This is a genomic window from Pelagibius sp. CAU 1746 (genome assembly GCF_039839785.1).
In the GTDB taxonomy this organism is placed as follows: Bacteria; Pseudomonadota; Alphaproteobacteria; order Kiloniellales; family Kiloniellaceae; genus Pelagibius.
This window is the reverse complement of sequence record NZ_JBDOQT010000001.1, coordinates 2,078,875-2,095,181: the sequence shown is the minus strand read 5'-3', so window position 1 is coordinate 2,095,181 and position 16,307 is coordinate 2,078,875. Positions and strand designations below refer to the sequence as shown.

Here is a 16,307-nt window from a genome sequence, read left to right as displayed (position 1 = left end):
CCGCGAGGCTAGAGACCTTCGAAGGGCTAAGGTGCGCTAGACGCGCTTCGGGGGTGAAAGGGGCCGGTGGTTCGGGGGGACCGCCGGCCCCAACTTCCCCCGGATACATTTTTGAGTACGAAATTTTTTGACAGACACGGCGATCGCGCCCGCCAGAGAAGCGCGATGCCATCCTTGGGAGAAACGACAAGATGTCCCTGCTCGATGCCAGCCCCGTCTACAAGCCCTTCCGCTACCCCTGGGCCTATGACGCCTGGCTGATGCAGCAGCGCCTGCACTGGCTGCCGGAAGAAGTGCCGCTGGCCGACGACGTGAAGGACTGGAACCGCAACCTGACGGACGCGGAGCGCAACCTCTTGAGCCAGATCTTCCGCTTCTTCACCCAGTCGGACGTGGAAGTGAACAACTGCTACATGCGCCACTACAGCCGCGTGTTCCAGCCGACCGAGGTGCAGATGATGCTCTCGGCCTTCTCCAACATGGAGACGGTGCACATCGCCGCCTACTCCTACCTGCTGGACACTATCGGCATGCCGGAGGCCGAGTACTCCGCCTTCCTCCACTACAAGGAGATGAAGGACAAGTACGACTACATGCAGGAGTTCGGCTGCGACACCAAGGAAGACATCGCCAAGACCCTGGCCGTCTTCGGCGCCTTCACCGAGGGCCTGCAGCTCTTCGCCTCCTTCGCGATCCTGCTGAACTTCCCGCGCTTCAACAAGATGAAGGGCATGGGCCAGATCGTCACCTGGTCGGTGCGCGACGAGTCGCTGCACACCCAGTCGGCGATCCGCCTGTTCAAGACCTTCATCGAGGAAAACCCGGAGATCTGGACCGACGCCTTCGAGAAAGACCTCTACAAGGCCTGCGAGACCATCGTGACGCACGAGGACGCCTTCATCGACCTGGCCTTCGAGCAGGGCGGCGTCGAGGGCCTGGAGCCGGTGGACGTGAAGGCCTACATCCGCTACATCGCCGACCGCCGCCTGACCCAACTGGGCCTGCAGCCGATCTACCGCTCGGCAAAGAACCCCCTGCCCTGGCTGGACGCGATCCTGAACGGCGTCGAGCACACCAACTTCTTCGAGAACCGCGCGACCGAATACTCCAAGGCCGCCACCCAGGGCACCTGGGAAGAGGCCTTCGACTAGGCCGACCCGCTTTCGGCAGGGGAACTGAGCCCCTCGCCCTCCTGCCTGCGCGAAGCCGAAGCGGCTCCGCTTCGGCGAAGGCAGGTCGAGATGCGCTCTGATGAGCGCTCCTCAGGGTGAGGGGCTTTTCATTTTGGGAACTTCAACGCCAGTAGCCTCATCCTGAGGAGCTTGCGCAGCAAGCGTCTCGAAGGATGACGTCGCACCGTCCGCCCCCCTCTCCATCCGTCACCCTCGGGCTTGTCCCGAGGGTCCTGGGGCCGCAGGCCCGACACCTGCCCTGGATGCCCGGGTCAAGCCCGAGGGTGACGGCGAGGAGACGCTATTCCGGCGGCTCCAGCGACACGCTGCCGTCGTCGTTGAGGGTCCAGAAGGGGTTGTAGGCGACTTCCCAGAGATGGCCGTCGGGGTCGGCGAAATAGCCGGAGTAGCCGCCCCAAAAAACCTTCTCGGCGGGTTTCATGAGCGTCGCACCGGCGGCCACGACCTCCTTCATGGTGGCGTCGACGGCCTCCGGGCTTGCGACGTTGTGGGCCAGAGTCATACCGCCGAAGTTCTGCCCCGGCTTCAGCTCGGCCAGAGGCACCGCGGCATCCTCGGCCAGAGCCTCCAGCCCATAGAGCCCGAGCAACCCGCCGCCGGCAAGCTGATAGAAAGCGACCTGCCCCTCAACGCCGTCGCTCAGCGTCCAGCCTAGCCCTTCTTCATAAAACTTCTGCGCCCTGGCGAGGTCCCGAACCCCCAGGGTCACCATGGTCATCCGCTGCTCCATCGACTCCGCTCCATTTCTGTTGGGCGGGGACCCTAGCCCAAGCGCCTCGGAACAATCTCCTGCCAATTCGCCGGGGCACGCCCCAACCGATGAGCCGCCTTCCCAGGAAAGCATCACGACTTTCCACTTTCTCGCGGCCCCTTGTCTCGCCTATCATTGGGGCCAACTCCTCATATAACCCACCTTCACGGAGAACGTTTCAGCCATGGGGCGATTTGGCGTAGGCCAAGGCCTGCGGCGGGTGGAAGACTCGCGCTTCCTGACCGGCCAAGGCCGCTATACCGACGACATTCAACTTGAAGGGCAGACCTTCGGTGCCCTGGTGCGCAGTCCCTTTGCCCATGCCGAGATCAGGTCGATCGACCTGGAAGAGGCGAAGGCGGCGCCGGGCGTGCTCGGCGTCTTCACCGTGGACGACCTGGACGCCGACGGAATCGGCAACATTCCCTGCGTCGTGCCGCTGCCGGGCAAGGGCGGCACCGAGACCATCATGCCGCCGCGCCCGGCGCTGGCGCGCGGCCGGGTGCGCCACGTCGGCGATCCTGTAGCCTTCGTGGTGGCCGAAACGGCGGCCACGGCGCGCGACGCCGCCGAGCTGGTGATGGTCGACTACGATCCCCTGCCGGCGGTGACCGACACCAAGACCGCCAAGGACCCGGGCCAGCCCCAGGTCTGGGACCAGGCCCCCGGCAACAGATGCCTGGTGTGGGAGGCCGGCAACGAAGCCGCCACCAAGGAGGCCTTCGAAAAGGCCCACCACGTCACCAAGCTGGAATTCGTGAACAACCGTGTGGTGGTCAACGCCATGGAGCCGCGCGCCGCCATCGGCGACTACGACGCGGCCAGCGAGACTTTCACGCTCCATACCGTCTCCCAGGGCTCGCACCGCATGCTGCCGTGGCTGGCCGATCACATCCTCAACGTGCCCAAGGAAAAGCTGCACATCATCACCCCGGACGTCGGCGGCGGCTTCGGCATGAAGATCTTCGTCTATCCGGAGATCGTGCTGGTGCTCTTCGCGGCGCGGCGCCTGGGCCGGCCGGTGCGCTGGATCTCTGAGCGCGGCGAAGGCTTCCTCAGCGACACCCAGGGCCGCGACCACGTCACCCTGGCGGAGCTGGCGACGGACGAAAACGGCAAGGCCTTGGGCATCCGAGTCACCACCACCGCCAACATGGGCGCCTACCTCTCGAACTTCGCGCCCTTCATCCCCACGGGTTGCTACGCTCCCATGCTGAGCGGGCTCTACACCTTTCCCACCGGCTATGCCGAGGTGACCACGGTCTTCACCAACACCGTACCGGTCGACGCCTACCGCGGTGCCGGCCGGCCGGAAGCGTCCTATCTGGTGGAACGCCTGATGGACGCAGCGGCGCGCGAGATCGGCATGGCGCCGGACGAATTCCGGCGGCGCAATTTCATTCCCAAGGACGCGCTGCCCTACACCACCGCCTTCGCCCAGACCTACGACAGCGGCGACTTCGCCGGCCTGCTGGCGCGCGGCCAGACGGACATCGACTACGCCGGCTTCGAGACGCGCCGCGAGGCCGCCGCCAAGGCCGGCAAGCTGCGCGGCCTGGGCTTTGCCTGCTACGGTGAAGTCTGCGGTTCCGTCGGCGAGGAGACGGCGCGCCTGAAAGTGAAGGAGGACGGCGGCGTCGAGCTGTGGGTCGGCACCCAGTCCAACGGCCAAGGCCACTTCACGGCCTACAGCCAATTGCTGGCCGACAAGCTGGGCGTGGAACCCGGCCAGGTGACCGTCCATCAGGGCGATTCCTGGGACCTTCCCCAAGGCGGCGGCACCGGCGGCTCGCGCTCGCTGCTGATGGGCGGCCAGGCGCTGGACGGCGCCGCGGACAAGGTGATCGCGCGCAGCCGCAAGGTCGCCGGACACCTGCTGGAAGCCGCCGAGGCCGACATCGAGTTCCAGGAAGGCGTCTTCACCGTGGCCGGCACCGACAAGACGGTCACGCTGACCGAGGTCGCCAAGGCGGCCTACGGCGACGACAGCCTGCCGGAAGAAATGAAGGGAGACCTGGAGGATCAGCACCACATCGTCGCCGGCCCCCAGACCTATCCCAACGGCAGCCATCTCTGCGAGTTGGAGGTCGACCCGGATACCGGCGTGGTCAAGCTGCTGCGCTATGTGGTGGTCGACGACTTCGGCGTGGTGGTGAATCCGCTGCTGGCCGCCGGTCAGGTGCATGGCGGCACCGCACAAGGCATCGGCCAGGCGCTGCTGGAGCATACGGTCTACGATAGCGACGGCCAGCTGCTGACCGGGTCCTTCATGGACTACACCATGCCGCGGGCCGACGACGTGCCGGCCATCGAGCTGACCATGGTGGAGGACACCCCCTGCACCACCAACCCCATGGGCGTGAAGGGCGCCGGCGAAGCCGGGGCCATCGGCTCCTGCCCGGCGGTCATCAACGCCCTGGTCGACGCCCTGGCGCCGCTGGGCATCCGCCACATCGACATGCCGGCGACGCCGGAGAAGGTGTGGCGCGCCATCCAGGACGCCAAGCGACAGGAAGCCGCCGAGTGAGCGAAACCGAGAAAACGCTTCAGGGAATCCTCGACCAGGACGAAGCCGGGGCCGACGACATCCTCGCGGTGCTGCGGCTCATCGCCGAACGCGCCGGCAAGGTGATCCTGGCCTACTACGTGGAGGCCGAGGAGATCGAGGTGCGCGAGAAGGACGACGCCTCCCCCGTCACCGAGGCCGACGAAGCGGCGGAGACCTTCATCCTGGGCGCCCTCAACACCCTGACGCCGGACATCCCCGTGGTCGCCGAGGAAGCCATGGCGGCGGGCGACGAGCCCGACATCTCCGGCGGCCGCTTCTGGCTGGTCGATCCCTTGGACGGCACCAAGGAGTTCATCTCCCGCAACGGCGAGTTCACCGTGAACATCGCGCTCATCGAGGACGGCCAGCCGGTCGCCGGGGTGGTCCACGCCCCGGCCATGGCCATGACCTGGGCGGGGATCTGCGGCGACACCCCGGACGGCGGCAAGGGCAGCGGCCGCGCCGTCTTCGCCGAGACCGACAAGCCGCTGGTGGAGATCCGCGCCCGCGAGATCCCGGAAGACGGCGCGGTGGTGGTGGCCAGCCGCCGCCACGGCAGCGGCCGCGAGCTCGACGACTTCCTGGCGAAGTACAAGGTGGCCGAACGGGTGACCGCCGGCTCCTCGCTGAAATTCTGCCTCGTCGCCAGCGGCCGCGCCGATCTCTATCCGCGCTTCGGGCGCACCATGGAATGGGACACGGCGGCCGGCCATGCGGTCCTGCTGGCCGCCGGCGGACAGGTCCGCGACATGGACGGCGACCCCCTGGACTACGGCAAGCCCGGCTTCGAGAACCCCCACTTCTACGCCATCGGCGTGGAGTGAGAGCGCCCCGCAGCGGCCCGGAATCGTTTTCCGCAACCCCAGCTTTGGTTTGGTCCGCGGTCTAGGCAATCGCTCGGTGAAGGACGCGCGCCCTATCGGTCGCGGGTGTTTTTTGCTGCGCTACGGCAAGGGCGGCCGCAGCCGCTGCGCTGTCCCGCCGCCTGCCTCGGCTGCAGCCGCTTTGCAGGCGCGAAAGACACGGCAAAAGCCCGGAAACCCGCCGATATTCCTAGCATTGGACTCTTGACCAAAGCACCCGCAGAGTCGCAAGCTAACCGCACGTGGCCGGGAAAAACCGGTGACGATTTAGCCGCCGCAAAGCCTGTGCGGTGACTCGTCAGGAAGCTCCCAACGTACCGCGGTGCGGAGCGGTCCTGTCAAGCGAGAGCGAAAGACCGGGGCCGTGAGCCCCGGTCTAGCTTTGTCGGCCCGCGGCCAACCGCCAGACTGAAAGTACCGTCGTATGGACAGGGCGGCCGAGACGCGGCAGTCTGCCGCCATGCCTGACGATTCGAAAAAGCCCGTAAAAGATGCCGATCCGCTGCGCAGCCACGGCGGCTTCGCCGATCTGGTCGGCTATAGATTGGCCAACTGGGAAGAGGATGTCGCCGAAGTCGGCCTGACAGTCGAGAAGCGCCACTTGAACCGCAGCGGCGTCATGCACGGCGGCGTGCTGACCACGCTGATCGACACCGCCTGCGGCTACTGCGGCTGCTACACGCCGGAGGGGGTGACGCCGCGCCGCGCCTTCACCCTGTCGCTGACCAGCAACTTCATCGGCACCGCCAAGGAAGGCCAGCGCCTGGTGGCCCGCGCCACCTGCAGCGGCGGCGGCAAGTCGCTGTTCTTCGCCGCCTGCGAAGTGCGCGACGAAACCGGCCGCGTCGTCGGCAGCGGCCAGGGCACCTTCAAGTACATCACCCTGCGGACGTAGGATCTGCCCGTCGCCATGGAGACCTGCCGGACCGAACGCCTGATCCTGCGCCCGCGCGGGCCTGCCGATTTCGAGGCCTGCCTGGAGATGGACAGCGACCCGGAAGTGATCCGCTACGTCGGCCCGCCCTGGTCCAACGAGGAAGAACACCGGGATTTCCTGCGGCGGCGCATCGAAGCGCGTTATCCGCCCGGCCTCGGCTACTGGTCGATCTTCGCCAAGGACGATCCCACGCGCTTTCTCGGCTGGGTCATGCTGCACCCCTACAGCGTAGCCGGCGCCGAGGTCGAGATCGGCTGGCGCCTGCGCCGTGACGCCTGGGGCCGGGGCTACGCCACCGAGGCCGCCGCGCCGGTGCTGGCTCAGGGTTTTGCGAAGGCCGACATGACCGGAATCGTCGCCGACATCCATCCCGACAACCACGGCTCCATCCGCGTGGCCGAGAAAATCGGATTGAGCTTCACCGGGATGGTTGACCATGATGGCGAGGCGGCGCGGCGCTACGGCATTGACCGTGCAACTTTCGCGGCACGCCGCGCGGCGGCGGGCGCTCAGCCGAACAGCAAGTAGAGCACATAGATCACTGCGGTCACGGTGAGCGCCCAGAGCCGCCCGCGGAACTGCTCTTCACCTTCCTCGCGGCGCAAGCGCTCGCTCTCGGCCAGGGAGCCGGCGTTCTGTTCCAGCTTCATGCGGATGCGCGCGACCGCCAATTCGCCTTCGTGATCGATACCGCCGACCATATCGTCCCTTTCCGCCCGTCAGGCGACGGTTTCCAGGCGCTCGCCAAAGCGCTGCTGCACCGTATCCGCATGGCGCGCGCTCACCGGAACCTGTTCGCCGTTGCGCAGCACGATCTTCAGGCCGCGCTTGCCGCTCTTCAGGGCCTCGACGCCGGCATCCGCCACCCAAAAGGAGCGGTGCACCTGCAGCCCCGATTGCCCTTCCAGTTCGCGCAGCGCATCGCCGAAGCGGTAAAGCGTGGTCACCGCGCCCTCGGCGGTCACCACCCTGACGTAGTGCTCCTGCGCCTGCACCGCCAGGACCGGACTTCTTAGCGGCGGATCGAACCGCTGGAAGAAGCTGGGCGCCGCCGGCGTCGCCGGGCGCAGCGTCACCGGCGCCGGAAAGGGCGCGCGCCCCGGCGCCCCGCCCTGCCCCGCATCTCTCTGTCCCGCATCGCTCCGTTCCGCTCCGCCGTGCTCCGCAGCGGCAGCCGAGGCCTGCAGTGCCATCACCACGCGGGGCAGAACGATGAGGGCGCAGAGCACAAGGTGATTGTCCAGGTGATAGAGCGATTCCATCGCGAAGAGCGCCGCCATACCGGAGGCCGAGGCCGCCGCCGCCGCGGCGCCGCCGCTGTCGGCGCCGAAACCGCCGATGCCGAGCTCCGGCAGGCCGAGCAGCAGGTCGAGCATGGTGACGCTCAAGGTAAAGAACGGCAGGGTGATCAGCGCCGCCGCCGGGGCCAGCCAGCCCCAGGCCCAGCGGCCCCGCAGACGCGCCCCCAGCGGCCCCATTTCCAGCAGCAGCAGGCAACCGGCAAACAGCAGATATGCCATCAGCAGCCGGACGGCCCAGTAGCCATAGCTGAACAGCAGCGAGAACTCGGCAAAAGCCTCGCGGGGATGACCGGCCAGAAGCAGACCGGTCAGCAGAGTCGCCACCAGTCCCCAGAAGGGCCAGGGCATCGACGTCGAGGACATGCGAACAGCCATCACGGGCCCTCCCGGGCCTGAATTTTCATGCTGCATGAAAATGCTACTCGAAGTTAAGTCCCGACCGGCACTGATTTTTTCGTGATCTTCAGCCCAGACGTTCGTGCAGTTGCACATTCGAGAAATAATTCGCGCCCTCCCCTGTTCGCAAACCCAGGCCCCGACTAGGCTTTCCAGGAAGAAGCGGCGGCTCCGGCGCCGGGCGAAACGGTCCCCCAAAGCCACCGGCCGCGACACCGGTCGGGACCGCCCCGAAATGCCCCTGCCCTGCCGGAGCCGCCGTTTCCCACCTTCGCGTCCGACAGACGACAACTCTTCAGGAGCCCGACCAGCGATGACCGCCCCTGCAAAGACCAAGCCGAAGGCCGCACCGAAAATCACCCAGGAGGTGATCGATCTCTATGACGACTACACCCACCTGACCCTGGACCGCCGCCGCTTCTTCGACCACCTGACCCGGGTGGCCGGCGGCAGCGCCGCGGCCTGCGCCCTGCTGCCGCTGCTGGAGAACAACTACGCCCAGGCAGCCATGGTGGCCCCGGACGACAGCCGCGTGACGACCGGCACCGTCACCTTCCCCGGCGCCAGCGGCGAGTTGAGCGGCTATATGGCGCGCCCGGCCAGTGTGCCGGTCACCGAGAAACTGCCGGCCGTGCTGGTGATCCACGAGAACCGCGGCCTCAACCCGCACATCGAGGACGTCACCCGGCGCATCGCGCTGGAGGGCTTCGTGGCGCTGGGCGTCGACTTCCTCTCGCCCGCCGGCGGCACGCCCTCCGACGAGGACCAGGCGCGCGAGATGATCCGCGCCCTCGACAGCGCCCAGACCATCCAGAACGCGGTGGCGGCGGTCGACTACCTCGCCAAGCACCCGGCTTCCACCGGCAAGGTCGGCGCCGTCGGCTTCTGCTGGGGCGGCGCCATGGCCAACCAGGTGGCGGTGAACGCGCCCGCCGTCTCGGGCACCGTCGCCTACTACGGCCGCCAGCCCTCGGCGGAGCAGGTGGCGAACATCCGCGCGCCGATGCTGCTGCACTATGCGGGGCTCGACGAGCGCATCAACGCCGGCATTCCCGACTTCAAGTCGGCGCTGGACGCCAACGGCGTGGCCTACGAGATGTTCACCTACGAGGGCGCCAACCACGCCTTCAACAACGACACCAACGCTGCGCGCTACGACCAGAAGTCAGCCGAGATCGCCTGGGGGCGCACCGTCAACTTCTTCAAGGAGACGCTGCAATAACAGGGAGGCCCCGGCGGTTGTCCGCCGGGCGGGGCGGCGCGACGGCAGAGCGGGCCGGAGCGCCGTCCCTTTTTTGCTCGCCCTACTCGCCCCGGAAGATCGGCTTCTCTTTCGCCCGGAAGGCGCGGATGCCTTCGCGGTAGTCGGCGGTGTCGCAGGACAGCAGCGGCTCGCGCCAGGCTTCGGCGTCCAGGGTCTCCGGGCGCAGCGCCTTCTTCGCGAGGCTCTTGTGCCAGCGCGCGGCCAGCGGGGCGCCGGCGGCGATGCGCTTCACCGCGGCGGCGGCTTCGGCCTCCAACTCGCCGTCGGGCACCACGCGGGTGAGCAGCCCCTTGGAGAGCGCCTCTTCGGCGGTGAGGATGCGGCCCTCCAGCAGGATCTCCAGCGCCGCGGCGCGCCCGGCCAGTTCGACCAGGGCGATCATCGCCGGGTAGGGCAGGCAGTGACCGATGCGGTTGATGGGAATGCCCAGGCGCGCGTTCTCGGACGCGATCCGCAGGTCGCACTGCACCGCCAGCTCCAGGCCGCCGCCGACGCAGGGACCCTCGATCACCGCCAGGGTCGGCGCCGGGCAGTCGGCCACGGCCTCGGTGGCGCGGTCCATGATCCGGGCGTAGTCCTCGGCCTGCGCGGCGCTGTAGCGCTTCTCGGGGAACTCGGAGATATCGGCGCCGGCGGCGAAGGCGCCGCCGCGCCCGCGCAGCACCAGGCAGCGCAGGCCGTCGTCGCCGGCCAGATCCAGCGTCAGGTCGCCGAGGCGCCGCCACATGGCGAGGTCGAAGGCGTTGCGCCGCTCCGGCCGGTTGAGCCACAGGGTCGCGACCGCCGCGTTCTCACCCACTACGGCGCGTTCCAGCTCGATCGATGGCGCCTGCCGCGCCGCCCCTGCCGCCGTCATGCCGCCTGTCCTCCCGTCCCGCTCCAGTTGTCTCATCTGGCTGTTCGGGCCGCAGCTTAAGGCGCGGGGCTGCGCCGCAAAACCCGTTTTCATCGCCGGGACAAAGCAGCCATGCAGCATGGACACTGGTCGGTTTACTTCCCATATAGCATGCTGGCAAAAGCGTCATCTTGTCGCCGCGGCGGGAGGGTGGCGCTTCTTTCGCCGCCGCCCCGGCCTTCACAACTCGGATTCTCTTCGCCCATGAGCGCGCCCGCGCAGCCCTCTTCGGATTCCTCGCTTTCCGCCGCACCGCGCCCGGCACTCGGGATTCTCATCGCGGTGACGGCGCTGGGGCCGCTGGCGCTCAACATCTTCATTCCCGCGATGCCGGGCATGGTCGCGGTCTTCAACACCGACTACACCACCATCCAACTCACCCTGACGCTCTATCTCTTCGGCGTCGCCATCTCCCAGCTCTTCATGGGGCCGCTCTCCGACCGCTTCGGGCGCCGCCCGGTGCTGCTGGGCGGCATCCTGGTGTTCCTGGCCGGCAGCCTGCTGGCGGCGCTGGCCGATTCGATCCTGCTGCTGATCGTCGGGCGCATCATCCAGGCCGTTGGCGGCTGCGCGGGGCTGGTGCTGGGCCGCGCCATCGTGCGCGACACTCACAGCCGCGAGGAATCCGCCAGCATGATCGGCTACATCACCATGGCCATGGTGGTGGCGCCGATGGTCGCGCCGCTGCTGGGTGGGCACCTGGACCAATGGTTCGGCTGGCGCTCGACCTTCTTCACTGTGGCCGCGGTCGGCGTGGTGGCGCTGGGTTTCGCGTGGATGCTGTTGCACGAAACCCATCACCAGCGCCATGTCTCCACCGGCCCGCTGGACATGCTGCGCGGCTTTCCAGTGCTGCTGCGCGACCGGGGCTTCAACGGCTATTGCCTGAACGTGTCCTTCACCACCGCGGTTTTCTTCTCCTTCCTGGCCGGGGCTCCTTACATCATGGTCGAGCTGATGGGCCGGCCGTCGAGCGACTACGGCAACTACTTCGTCCTCAACGCCCTCTGCTATATGGCGGGCAACTTCCTCTCCGGCCGTCTGGCCACCCGCGTCGGACCCGAGCGCATGGTGCTGAGCGGCAGCCTGGCGGCACTGGCAGGCACCGCCCTGCTGACCGCCCTGTCGCTGGGCATCGAGATGACGCCGCTGGCTCTCTTTGCCCCGGTGATGCTGGTCGGCCTGGGCAACGGCCTCAGCATGCCCAGCGCCACCGCCGCAGCCATCTCGCGCCGACCGGACCTGGCGGGCACCGCCTCCGGCCTGCTGGGCTTCACCCAGATGATGATCGGCGCATTTGTGACCCTGCTGGTCGGCTGGCTGCAGGCCGACACGGTCTATCCCATGGTGACGGTCATGATCGTCTCGGCGGTGATCGCATTCTTCGGCTATCTGCTGGCCCGCGAGCCCCTGCCCCTGGAGTGCCGCGCCCAGCCGGCGCCCGAGTCGGATTGAGTCCTCCGCCCATCGCCTCCATGGCGGGCGGCCCGATTGTCATTCGCGGGCTTTGGCGATAAACAGGGCGAACCGAAATTGAAGGGGCCCGCCATGCCGACCGCCGCATCCAGTTCCAGCGACATCGCCGAAATCACCGCCCGCATCCTGCTGGAAATCGAAGCGGTGCTGTTCCGCCCGGACGAGCCCTTCATCTTCACCTCCGGGCGGGCCAGCCCGGTCTACGTGGATTGCCGCAAGATCATCTCCTACCCGCGCGCCCGCGCGCAGCTCATGGATTTCGCCTGCGATACGATCCAGCGCCAGGCCGGCTACGAATCCATCGACTGCATCGCCGGCGGCGAGACGGCGGGCATCCCCTTCGCCGCCTGGATCGCCGAGCGCCTGGGCCTGCCGATGCTCTACGTGCGCAAGAAGCCCAAGGGCTTCGGCCGCGACGCGCAGATCGAGGGCTACCTGCCCGAGGGCAGCCGCGTCCTGCTGGTGGAAGACCTGGCGACCGACGGCGGATCGAAATTGAATTTCGTCGAGGCGATCCGCAAGGCCGGCGCCGAGATTTCACATACCTTCGTAATCTTCCACTACGGCATCTTCCCCCAGGGCGTCGCCGCCCTGGCGGAGAAGGGCGTGAAGCTGCATGCCCTGGCAACCTGGTGGGACGCTCTCGCCGCCGCCGAGAACAGCGGCTACCTGTCGCCGTCGCAGGTCGAAGAGGTGCGCAGCTTCCTGCAGGATCCGGAGTCCTGGTCGGCCGCCCACGGCGGCAAGGAATCCGGCGACGAGGATCGCACCTCCGGGACCTGACGCGGCAGCCTCTACCCGTAATTGCAGCTTCCCGCCCGATACCTCTCGGCGGAGTCCCATAGCTGGCGCAAGCTGCGAAATTAACCATAACGCCATCGCTTTTTTCCCCCGCAGGCCTTAGGGGCGCTTCTCTTCGCCGCCAAAATCAGTACTATCGAAGATGGAGCTCAGGGACGGGGGTCGATGAGCGAATATAGACGAAGAGACGGCATCATCCGGCGCGTGGTGTCGGCCTTGCAATCTGCGCCCCATGGCAGCCAGGAATTGGACTGCATGATTAGCTATGCCCTGAAACTAGCCCGGGGCGAGTTCGATCAGGTCATGATGGAACTGCTGGTCAATGAAGGCTTCTCCTGGGATGTCATCTCGGAAATCTGGGAAGGCAAGGTCGAGCCCTACACCCAGTCGCTCGACTGCGGCGTGGAAGGCGAGAACATCGCCTTCGTGATGAAATCCGAGCGGCGCGAGCAGTGGGCCGCGGTCCACAAGTCATCTGACGGCGAGGAATACGTCGCCTGGGCCCGGACCGAGATCCTTGCGCGGCGGCTGGCCGCCTTGAAGGGCATTATCGCCGAAGCGGAAAAGCGCATCGCCGACAGCGAAGCTTCGGACGGCAGCGACGACGAAGACGCCGAGGAAACACCCGCCGACCCGGAGCACCTGCGCATGGTCTCGGCGGCGGGCACGGCAAGAGATGCTGAAAACTGGACCGTCCTGTTCTGATCGGGAAGCCGATGGGCGCCAAGCTGCTCTAGCCTGCGCCGGGCCGGACCGTACCAACAGCGCCCTGGCGGCAAGCCGTCCGTAGAAGGGGGCATCGTGGAGATGCAACGCAGCAGCAACCGGCCGGAAGAGGCGGTGCCCTACGTCATCGTGATCGGCAGCGAGAAAGGCGGCACCGGCAAGTCGACGACGGCCGTCCATCTCGCCGTCGCTTTGATGAAGCTGGGCTTCCGGGTCGGCACCATCGATCTCGACGCCCGCCAAGGGACGCTCAGCGCCTTCGTACGCAACCGCGCCAGCTATGCCGAACAGCTCGGCCGCGGGCTGGAACTGCCGAAGCACCGCGCCATAGAACGCTCCACGTCGGGCGAACGCGCCGCCGCCGAAGCGGACGAGGCGGGCCGGCTGCAGGACGCTTTCGACGACCTGGCCGACTGTCACTTCGTCGTGGTCGACACGCCGGGCAGCGACACCTACCTCTGCCGGCTGGGCCACAATCGCGCCGACACCTTGATCACGCCCTTGAACGACAGCTTCCTGGACATCGGGGTGCTCGCGCAGATCAATCGCGAACGCCGCGAGGTCGAAGCGCCCAGCGTCTACAGCCAACTGGTCTGGGAGCAGAACAATCAGCGCGTGGTCACCGGCCGCCCGCCGATCGACTGGGTCGTCCTGCGCAACCGCCTGGCCCACATCGAGGCCCGCAACATGCGCGAGATCTCGGCCCTGCTGGATCTGCTGGCCAAGCGTATCGGGTTTCGCACCGCCCCCGGGATCAGCGAGCGGGTGGTCTTTCGCGAGCTCTTCATGAAGGGGCTCACCGCCCTGGACCTGCCCCATCAGGCCGGCGGCCAGGCGCGTGGTCAAGCGCGCGGCCGAGACAAGGGCGCGCTCGAAACCAGCAGCCATGCCGCGGCGCGGCAGGAGATTCAAGACCTGCTGTCCGCCATCGGCCTCTTCGAGTCGCAACCCGCTTGAGGGCGCGGCCTGCGGCCGCCGCGGGCGCCTCGCGCAAGAGACGGCCGGCCGGACCTAGAGCAGATCAGGGTCGGCTGGGATCGCCCAAGGCGATCCACCGGCCCTGTGACTCTGCTCTATGCCTTTGAAATAGATCGGATTCACACGATTAGGCAGAACCACATTGTGGTTCCGCCTAATCGTGATCCGATCTAGCGATCAGGGGCGTTGAGCCTGTTGCTCCGGGGCCCTGTGGCCCCCCGCCGGATCCTCCGGATCGTCCCGCACCACCTCGGTTTGCGGCTCTTCACCCGGCAGCGCGCGGCGTACCACGAGACAGCCCTGTCCCTCGGCTTCCAGGCGGCGGCAGACCTCGCGCGCCGCGCCGAGGTCGGCGATGGTGCCGCTGCGCACACGGAAGAAGGTGCCGGCACCGTCGACGCTGGCTTCCTGGACCCGCAATTCCAGGGCGCCCAGGAGGTTCGGATAAGCCGCCGCGAGACGGAGGCGCTCGCGCTCCGCAGCGGCACTCTGGCGCACCGAAGCCACCTGCAATTCGAAGTCGCCGTCCCGCGATAGCCGGGCGTTCGGCATCAGCCTGTCGCCGCGAACCGCCGGCTTCGGTTGCGGAAGGGCCACGCCGACATCCGCCTCGGATGTTTCCCGCGGCGTCACGGCGGCGCCGGCGCCGCCGCTCGACTGCGGCGCGGCCGGCACGCCGGGCGCGGGCTGCTCGGAGAGGTTCTCCCGCTCCGCCGGTGCGGGAATGGCAACCTTGCCGCGTTCCGTCTTGGGCACGAGGCTGAAGGCGTTGGCCCCAGGCACCAGCGAGGCATCGGGCAACACCACCCATTCGCCGTTGGCATCGGCCTGCACGCTGGCGATCGGCTCGCCGTTATTGAGCAGGATCCATTCGCTGCCCGGTGTCGCACGGCCGGCGATGATGGACTGGCCATCGGGCTCGATGCGGATGACGTCGAAGGAGGGTTCCGGAGCCTGCGCGGCGGCCCCTGCCGGAGCGGATTCCCCCATAAGCGGGATCGCGTCAGGCACATCCGCCAATCGAACCGCCGCTCCTGTCCCATTCGCCGCCGTCCCATTCGCCGCCGTCCCATTCGCCTCGGTCCCGTTCGCCGCCGTCCCGTTCGACGGAACTTCGGCCGCAGGCGTCTCGACCGGCGGCACTTCGGGGGCGCCGGAGAACGCGATGTAACTGCCCAGCCCCAGGGCGGCCCCGAGCAGCACCACCGCGGCGCTGCGCCAAGGCAGCGCCACGCCCGACGGCTTCGGAGGTGGCGCCGCGGTCGCGGCCTCGGGCGTCTGCGGCTTCGGTCGCGGCATGGGCGTGGCGCGTAGAGCCGCCGCCTGGCGCAGCGCTACCGTGGCCGAGAGCGCGGCCTCGGTGCCGAGCTTCTGAGACACCGCGGGCCTCACGGGGGCGGCCCCCGGCTTCAAGGCCTCCGGCGTCCCATCCGTCTGTGGCGCGCCCGGCTCTTCGGCCTCGATCTCCTCGGAGCCGTCCTGCTCGGCCGCCAACTCCGCCCCAGTCCGGCCCGAGACCTCGGCCTCGGCGGCCTGATCCCCGACGGTCTGGCACCCATCAGTCTGGGGCTCGTCCTCATCGTCCCGTGGCACGTCCTCGATGGCCGCGACATTCTCGTCACCGGAGACGGTTTCGGGCTCGGGCCCGGCGTCCATTCCTGAGGCGGCATCGCCGTTGCCGGCGGCGGCGGAATCCTCGGCTGGAGCGGGTGCAGGAGACAACTGCGCTTCCCCCTCCGCCTCGTCCGGCGCCGAATCTCCCAGCGCAGGGCGCCGCCCGTTCGCCTGGCGCAGCGCCCTCGCACCGCGATCCAGCAGGCTGGCGGGCGGACTCGGCTCGTCCGCCGTTTCGGCCACCGGCACGGCAGCGGTCCGCTCCGCCTTCTCCTCCGGCTCACGGGGCTCGGCGGTCTGCGTTCCCTGGACGCCGTCGTTTTCGCGCTCTCCCGCCTGCGCCTCGACGAAGGCGAGCAGCGGCAGTTCCTCGGGCTCCTTGGCCTTTCTCGCGGCGGCGCTGAGATTCATCCTGCGCACCCCCTCGGCGGCGCGCTTCGGCTTGAGTTTCCGCTCCTCCAGGGGGGCGCCCTCGATTTCCGCGATCAGGAGGCTGGCAGGCGAAGCCCTGCCTTTGCGCGCGAAGAGATTGCTCGTCAACGAGGCGGCCTTGTGCTGGGTCAT

General features: G+C 67.9%; 15 protein-coding genes. 10 read left to right on the top strand and 5 right to left on the bottom strand.

The window, feature by feature from the left end; genetic code table 11:
* Positions 1–191: 191 nt before the first annotated feature.
* Positions 192–1,151 carry a ribonucleotide-diphosphate reductase subunit beta gene (locus AAFN88_RS09855; RefSeq protein ID WP_347520124.1) on the top strand — a complete coding sequence of 320 codons (960 nt, stop codon included), beginning with the start codon at positions 192–194 and terminating at the stop codon, positions 1,149–1,151.
* A gap of 322 nt (positions 1,152–1,473) precedes the next feature.
* Here the strand turns inward: AAFN88_RS09855 and AAFN88_RS09850 are convergent, their stop codons facing one another.
* The gene (locus AAFN88_RS09850; RefSeq protein ID WP_347520123.1) at positions 1,474–1,923 is read right to left on the bottom strand and encodes a VOC family protein; all 450 of its coding nucleotides are present in this window, start codon (positions 1,921–1,923) and stop codon (positions 1,474–1,476) included.
* A gap of 205 nt (positions 1,924–2,128) precedes the next feature.
* Between AAFN88_RS09850 and AAFN88_RS09845 the strand changes: the two genes are divergently transcribed.
* From AAFN88_RS09845 to AAFN88_RS09830, 4 genes are all read left to right on the top strand, one after another.
* Positions 2,129–4,471, top strand: a complete 2,343-nt coding sequence (locus AAFN88_RS09845) for a xanthine dehydrogenase family protein molybdopterin-binding subunit (RefSeq protein WP_347520121.1) — start codon at positions 2,129–2,131, stop codon at positions 4,469–4,471.
* 26 nt (positions 4,472–4,497) lie between these two features.
* The gene (gene cysQ, locus AAFN88_RS09840; RefSeq protein WP_347521651.1) at positions 4,498–5,316 is read left to right on the top strand and encodes a 3'(2'),5'-bisphosphate nucleotidase CysQ; all 819 of its coding nucleotides are present in this window, start codon (positions 4,498–4,500) and stop codon (positions 5,314–5,316) included.
* A gap of 499 nt (positions 5,317–5,815) precedes the next feature.
* Positions 5,816–6,250, top strand: a complete 435-nt coding sequence (locus AAFN88_RS09835) for a PaaI family thioesterase (protein WP_347520120.1) — start codon at positions 5,816–5,818, stop codon at positions 6,248–6,250.
* Positions 6,251–6,265: 15 nt separating this feature from the next.
* Positions 6,266–6,820 (top strand): GNAT family N-acetyltransferase, encoded by a 555-nt coding sequence (locus tag AAFN88_RS09830; RefSeq protein WP_347520119.1) that lies wholly within the window; start codon positions 6,266–6,268, stop codon positions 6,818–6,820.
* Here AAFN88_RS09830 and AAFN88_RS09825 read toward each other — a convergent pair.
* Positions 6,802–6,993 (bottom strand): hypothetical protein, encoded by a 192-nt coding sequence (locus AAFN88_RS09825; RefSeq protein ID WP_347520117.1) that lies wholly within the window; start codon positions 6,991–6,993, stop codon positions 6,802–6,804. The genes AAFN88_RS09830 and AAFN88_RS09825 overlap by 19 nt on opposite strands.
* 18 nt (positions 6,994–7,011) lie before the next feature.
* Positions 7,012–7,968 carry a LytTR family DNA-binding domain-containing protein gene (locus AAFN88_RS09820; protein WP_347520116.1) on the bottom strand — a complete coding sequence of 319 codons (957 nt, stop codon included), beginning with the start codon at positions 7,966–7,968 and terminating at the stop codon, positions 7,012–7,014.
* Between the two features lie 334 nt (positions 7,969–8,302).
* On the opposite strand from AAFN88_RS09820, the gene AAFN88_RS09815 reads away from it, so the two are divergent.
* On the top strand, positions 8,303–9,211 hold the full coding sequence (locus AAFN88_RS09815; protein ID WP_347520114.1) for a dienelactone hydrolase family protein: 909 nt from the start codon (positions 8,303–8,305) through the stop codon (positions 9,209–9,211).
* A gap of 82 nt (positions 9,212–9,293) precedes the next feature.
* Here the strand turns inward: AAFN88_RS09815 and AAFN88_RS09810 are convergent, their stop codons facing one another.
* Positions 9,294–10,109, bottom strand: coding sequence for an enoyl-CoA hydratase-related protein (locus AAFN88_RS09810; RefSeq protein ID WP_347520113.1), 816 nt, complete (start codon positions 10,107–10,109; stop codon positions 9,294–9,296).
* A 243-nt stretch (positions 10,110–10,352) separates the two neighbouring features.
* On the opposite strand from AAFN88_RS09810, the gene AAFN88_RS09805 reads away from it, so the two are divergent.
* From AAFN88_RS09805 to AAFN88_RS09790, 4 genes are all read left to right on the top strand, one after another.
* Positions 10,353–11,603: a multidrug effflux MFS transporter gene (locus tag AAFN88_RS09805; protein WP_347520112.1), complete on the top strand. Its 1,251-nt coding sequence runs from the start codon at positions 10,353–10,355 to the stop codon at positions 11,601–11,603.
* A gap of 93 nt (positions 11,604–11,696) precedes the next feature.
* Positions 11,697–12,407, top strand: coding sequence for an orotate phosphoribosyltransferase (locus AAFN88_RS09800; RefSeq protein WP_347520111.1), 711 nt, complete (start codon positions 11,697–11,699; stop codon positions 12,405–12,407).
* A gap of 273 nt (positions 12,408–12,680) precedes the next feature.
* Positions 12,681–13,130 carry a hypothetical protein gene (locus tag AAFN88_RS09795; protein ID WP_347520110.1) on the top strand — a complete coding sequence of 150 codons (450 nt, stop codon included), beginning with the start codon at positions 12,681–12,683 and terminating at the stop codon, positions 13,128–13,130.
* A gap of 102 nt (positions 13,131–13,232) precedes the next feature.
* On the top strand, positions 13,233–14,108 hold the full coding sequence (locus AAFN88_RS09790; protein ID WP_347520109.1) for a division plane positioning ATPase MipZ: 876 nt from the start codon (positions 13,233–13,235) through the stop codon (positions 14,106–14,108).
* A 198-nt stretch (positions 14,109–14,306) separates the two neighbouring features.
* Here AAFN88_RS09790 and AAFN88_RS09785 read toward each other — a convergent pair whose 3' ends face one another.
* Complete coding sequence (locus tag AAFN88_RS09785) at positions 14,307–16,307, bottom strand: SPOR domain-containing protein (protein ID WP_347520108.1); 2,001 nt, start codon at positions 16,305–16,307, stop codon at positions 14,307–14,309.

Bases quoted from the DNA above. Each gene is read 5' to 3' on its own strand.
- AAFN88_RS09855 (WP_347520124.1), top strand. From the start codon at position 192: ATGTCCCTGCTCGATGCCAGCCCCGTCTACAAGCCCTTCCGCTACCCC.
- AAFN88_RS09850 (WP_347520123.1), bottom strand. From the start codon at position 1,923: ATGGAGCAGCGGATGACCATGGTGACCCTGGGGGTTCGGGACCTCGCC.
- AAFN88_RS09845 (WP_347520121.1), top strand. From the start codon at position 2,129: ATGGGGCGATTTGGCGTAGGCCAAGGCCTGCGGCGGGTGGAAGACTCG.
- AAFN88_RS09835 (WP_347520120.1), top strand. From the start codon at position 5,816: ATGCCTGACGATTCGAAAAAGCCCGTAAAAGATGCCGATCCGCTGCGC.
- AAFN88_RS09830 (WP_347520119.1), top strand. From the start codon at position 6,266: ATGGAGACCTGCCGGACCGAACGCCTGATCCTGCGCCCGCGCGGGCCT.
- AAFN88_RS09825 (WP_347520117.1), bottom strand. From the start codon at position 6,993: ATGGTCGGCGGTATCGATCACGAAGGCGAATTGGCGGTCGCGCGCATC.
- AAFN88_RS09820 (WP_347520116.1), bottom strand. From the start codon at position 7,968: ATGGCTGTTCGCATGTCCTCGACGTCGATGCCCTGGCCCTTCTGGGGA.
- AAFN88_RS09815 (WP_347520114.1), top strand. From the start codon at position 8,303: ATGACCGCCCCTGCAAAGACCAAGCCGAAGGCCGCACCGAAAATCACC.
- AAFN88_RS09810 (WP_347520113.1), bottom strand. From the start codon at position 10,109: ATGACGGCGGCAGGGGCGGCGCGGCAGGCGCCATCGATCGAGCTGGAA.
- AAFN88_RS09805 (WP_347520112.1), top strand. From the start codon at position 10,353: ATGAGCGCGCCCGCGCAGCCCTCTTCGGATTCCTCGCTTTCCGCCGCA.
- AAFN88_RS09800 (WP_347520111.1), top strand. From the start codon at position 11,697: ATGCCGACCGCCGCATCCAGTTCCAGCGACATCGCCGAAATCACCGCC.
- AAFN88_RS09795 (WP_347520110.1), top strand. From the start codon at position 12,681: ATGATTAGCTATGCCCTGAAACTAGCCCGGGGCGAGTTCGATCAGGTC.
- AAFN88_RS09790 (WP_347520109.1), top strand. From the start codon at position 13,233: ATGCAACGCAGCAGCAACCGGCCGGAAGAGGCGGTGCCCTACGTCATC.
- AAFN88_RS09785 (WP_347520108.1), bottom strand. From the start codon at position 16,307: ATGACCCAGCACAAGGCCGCCTCGTTGACGAGCAATCTCTTCGCGCGC.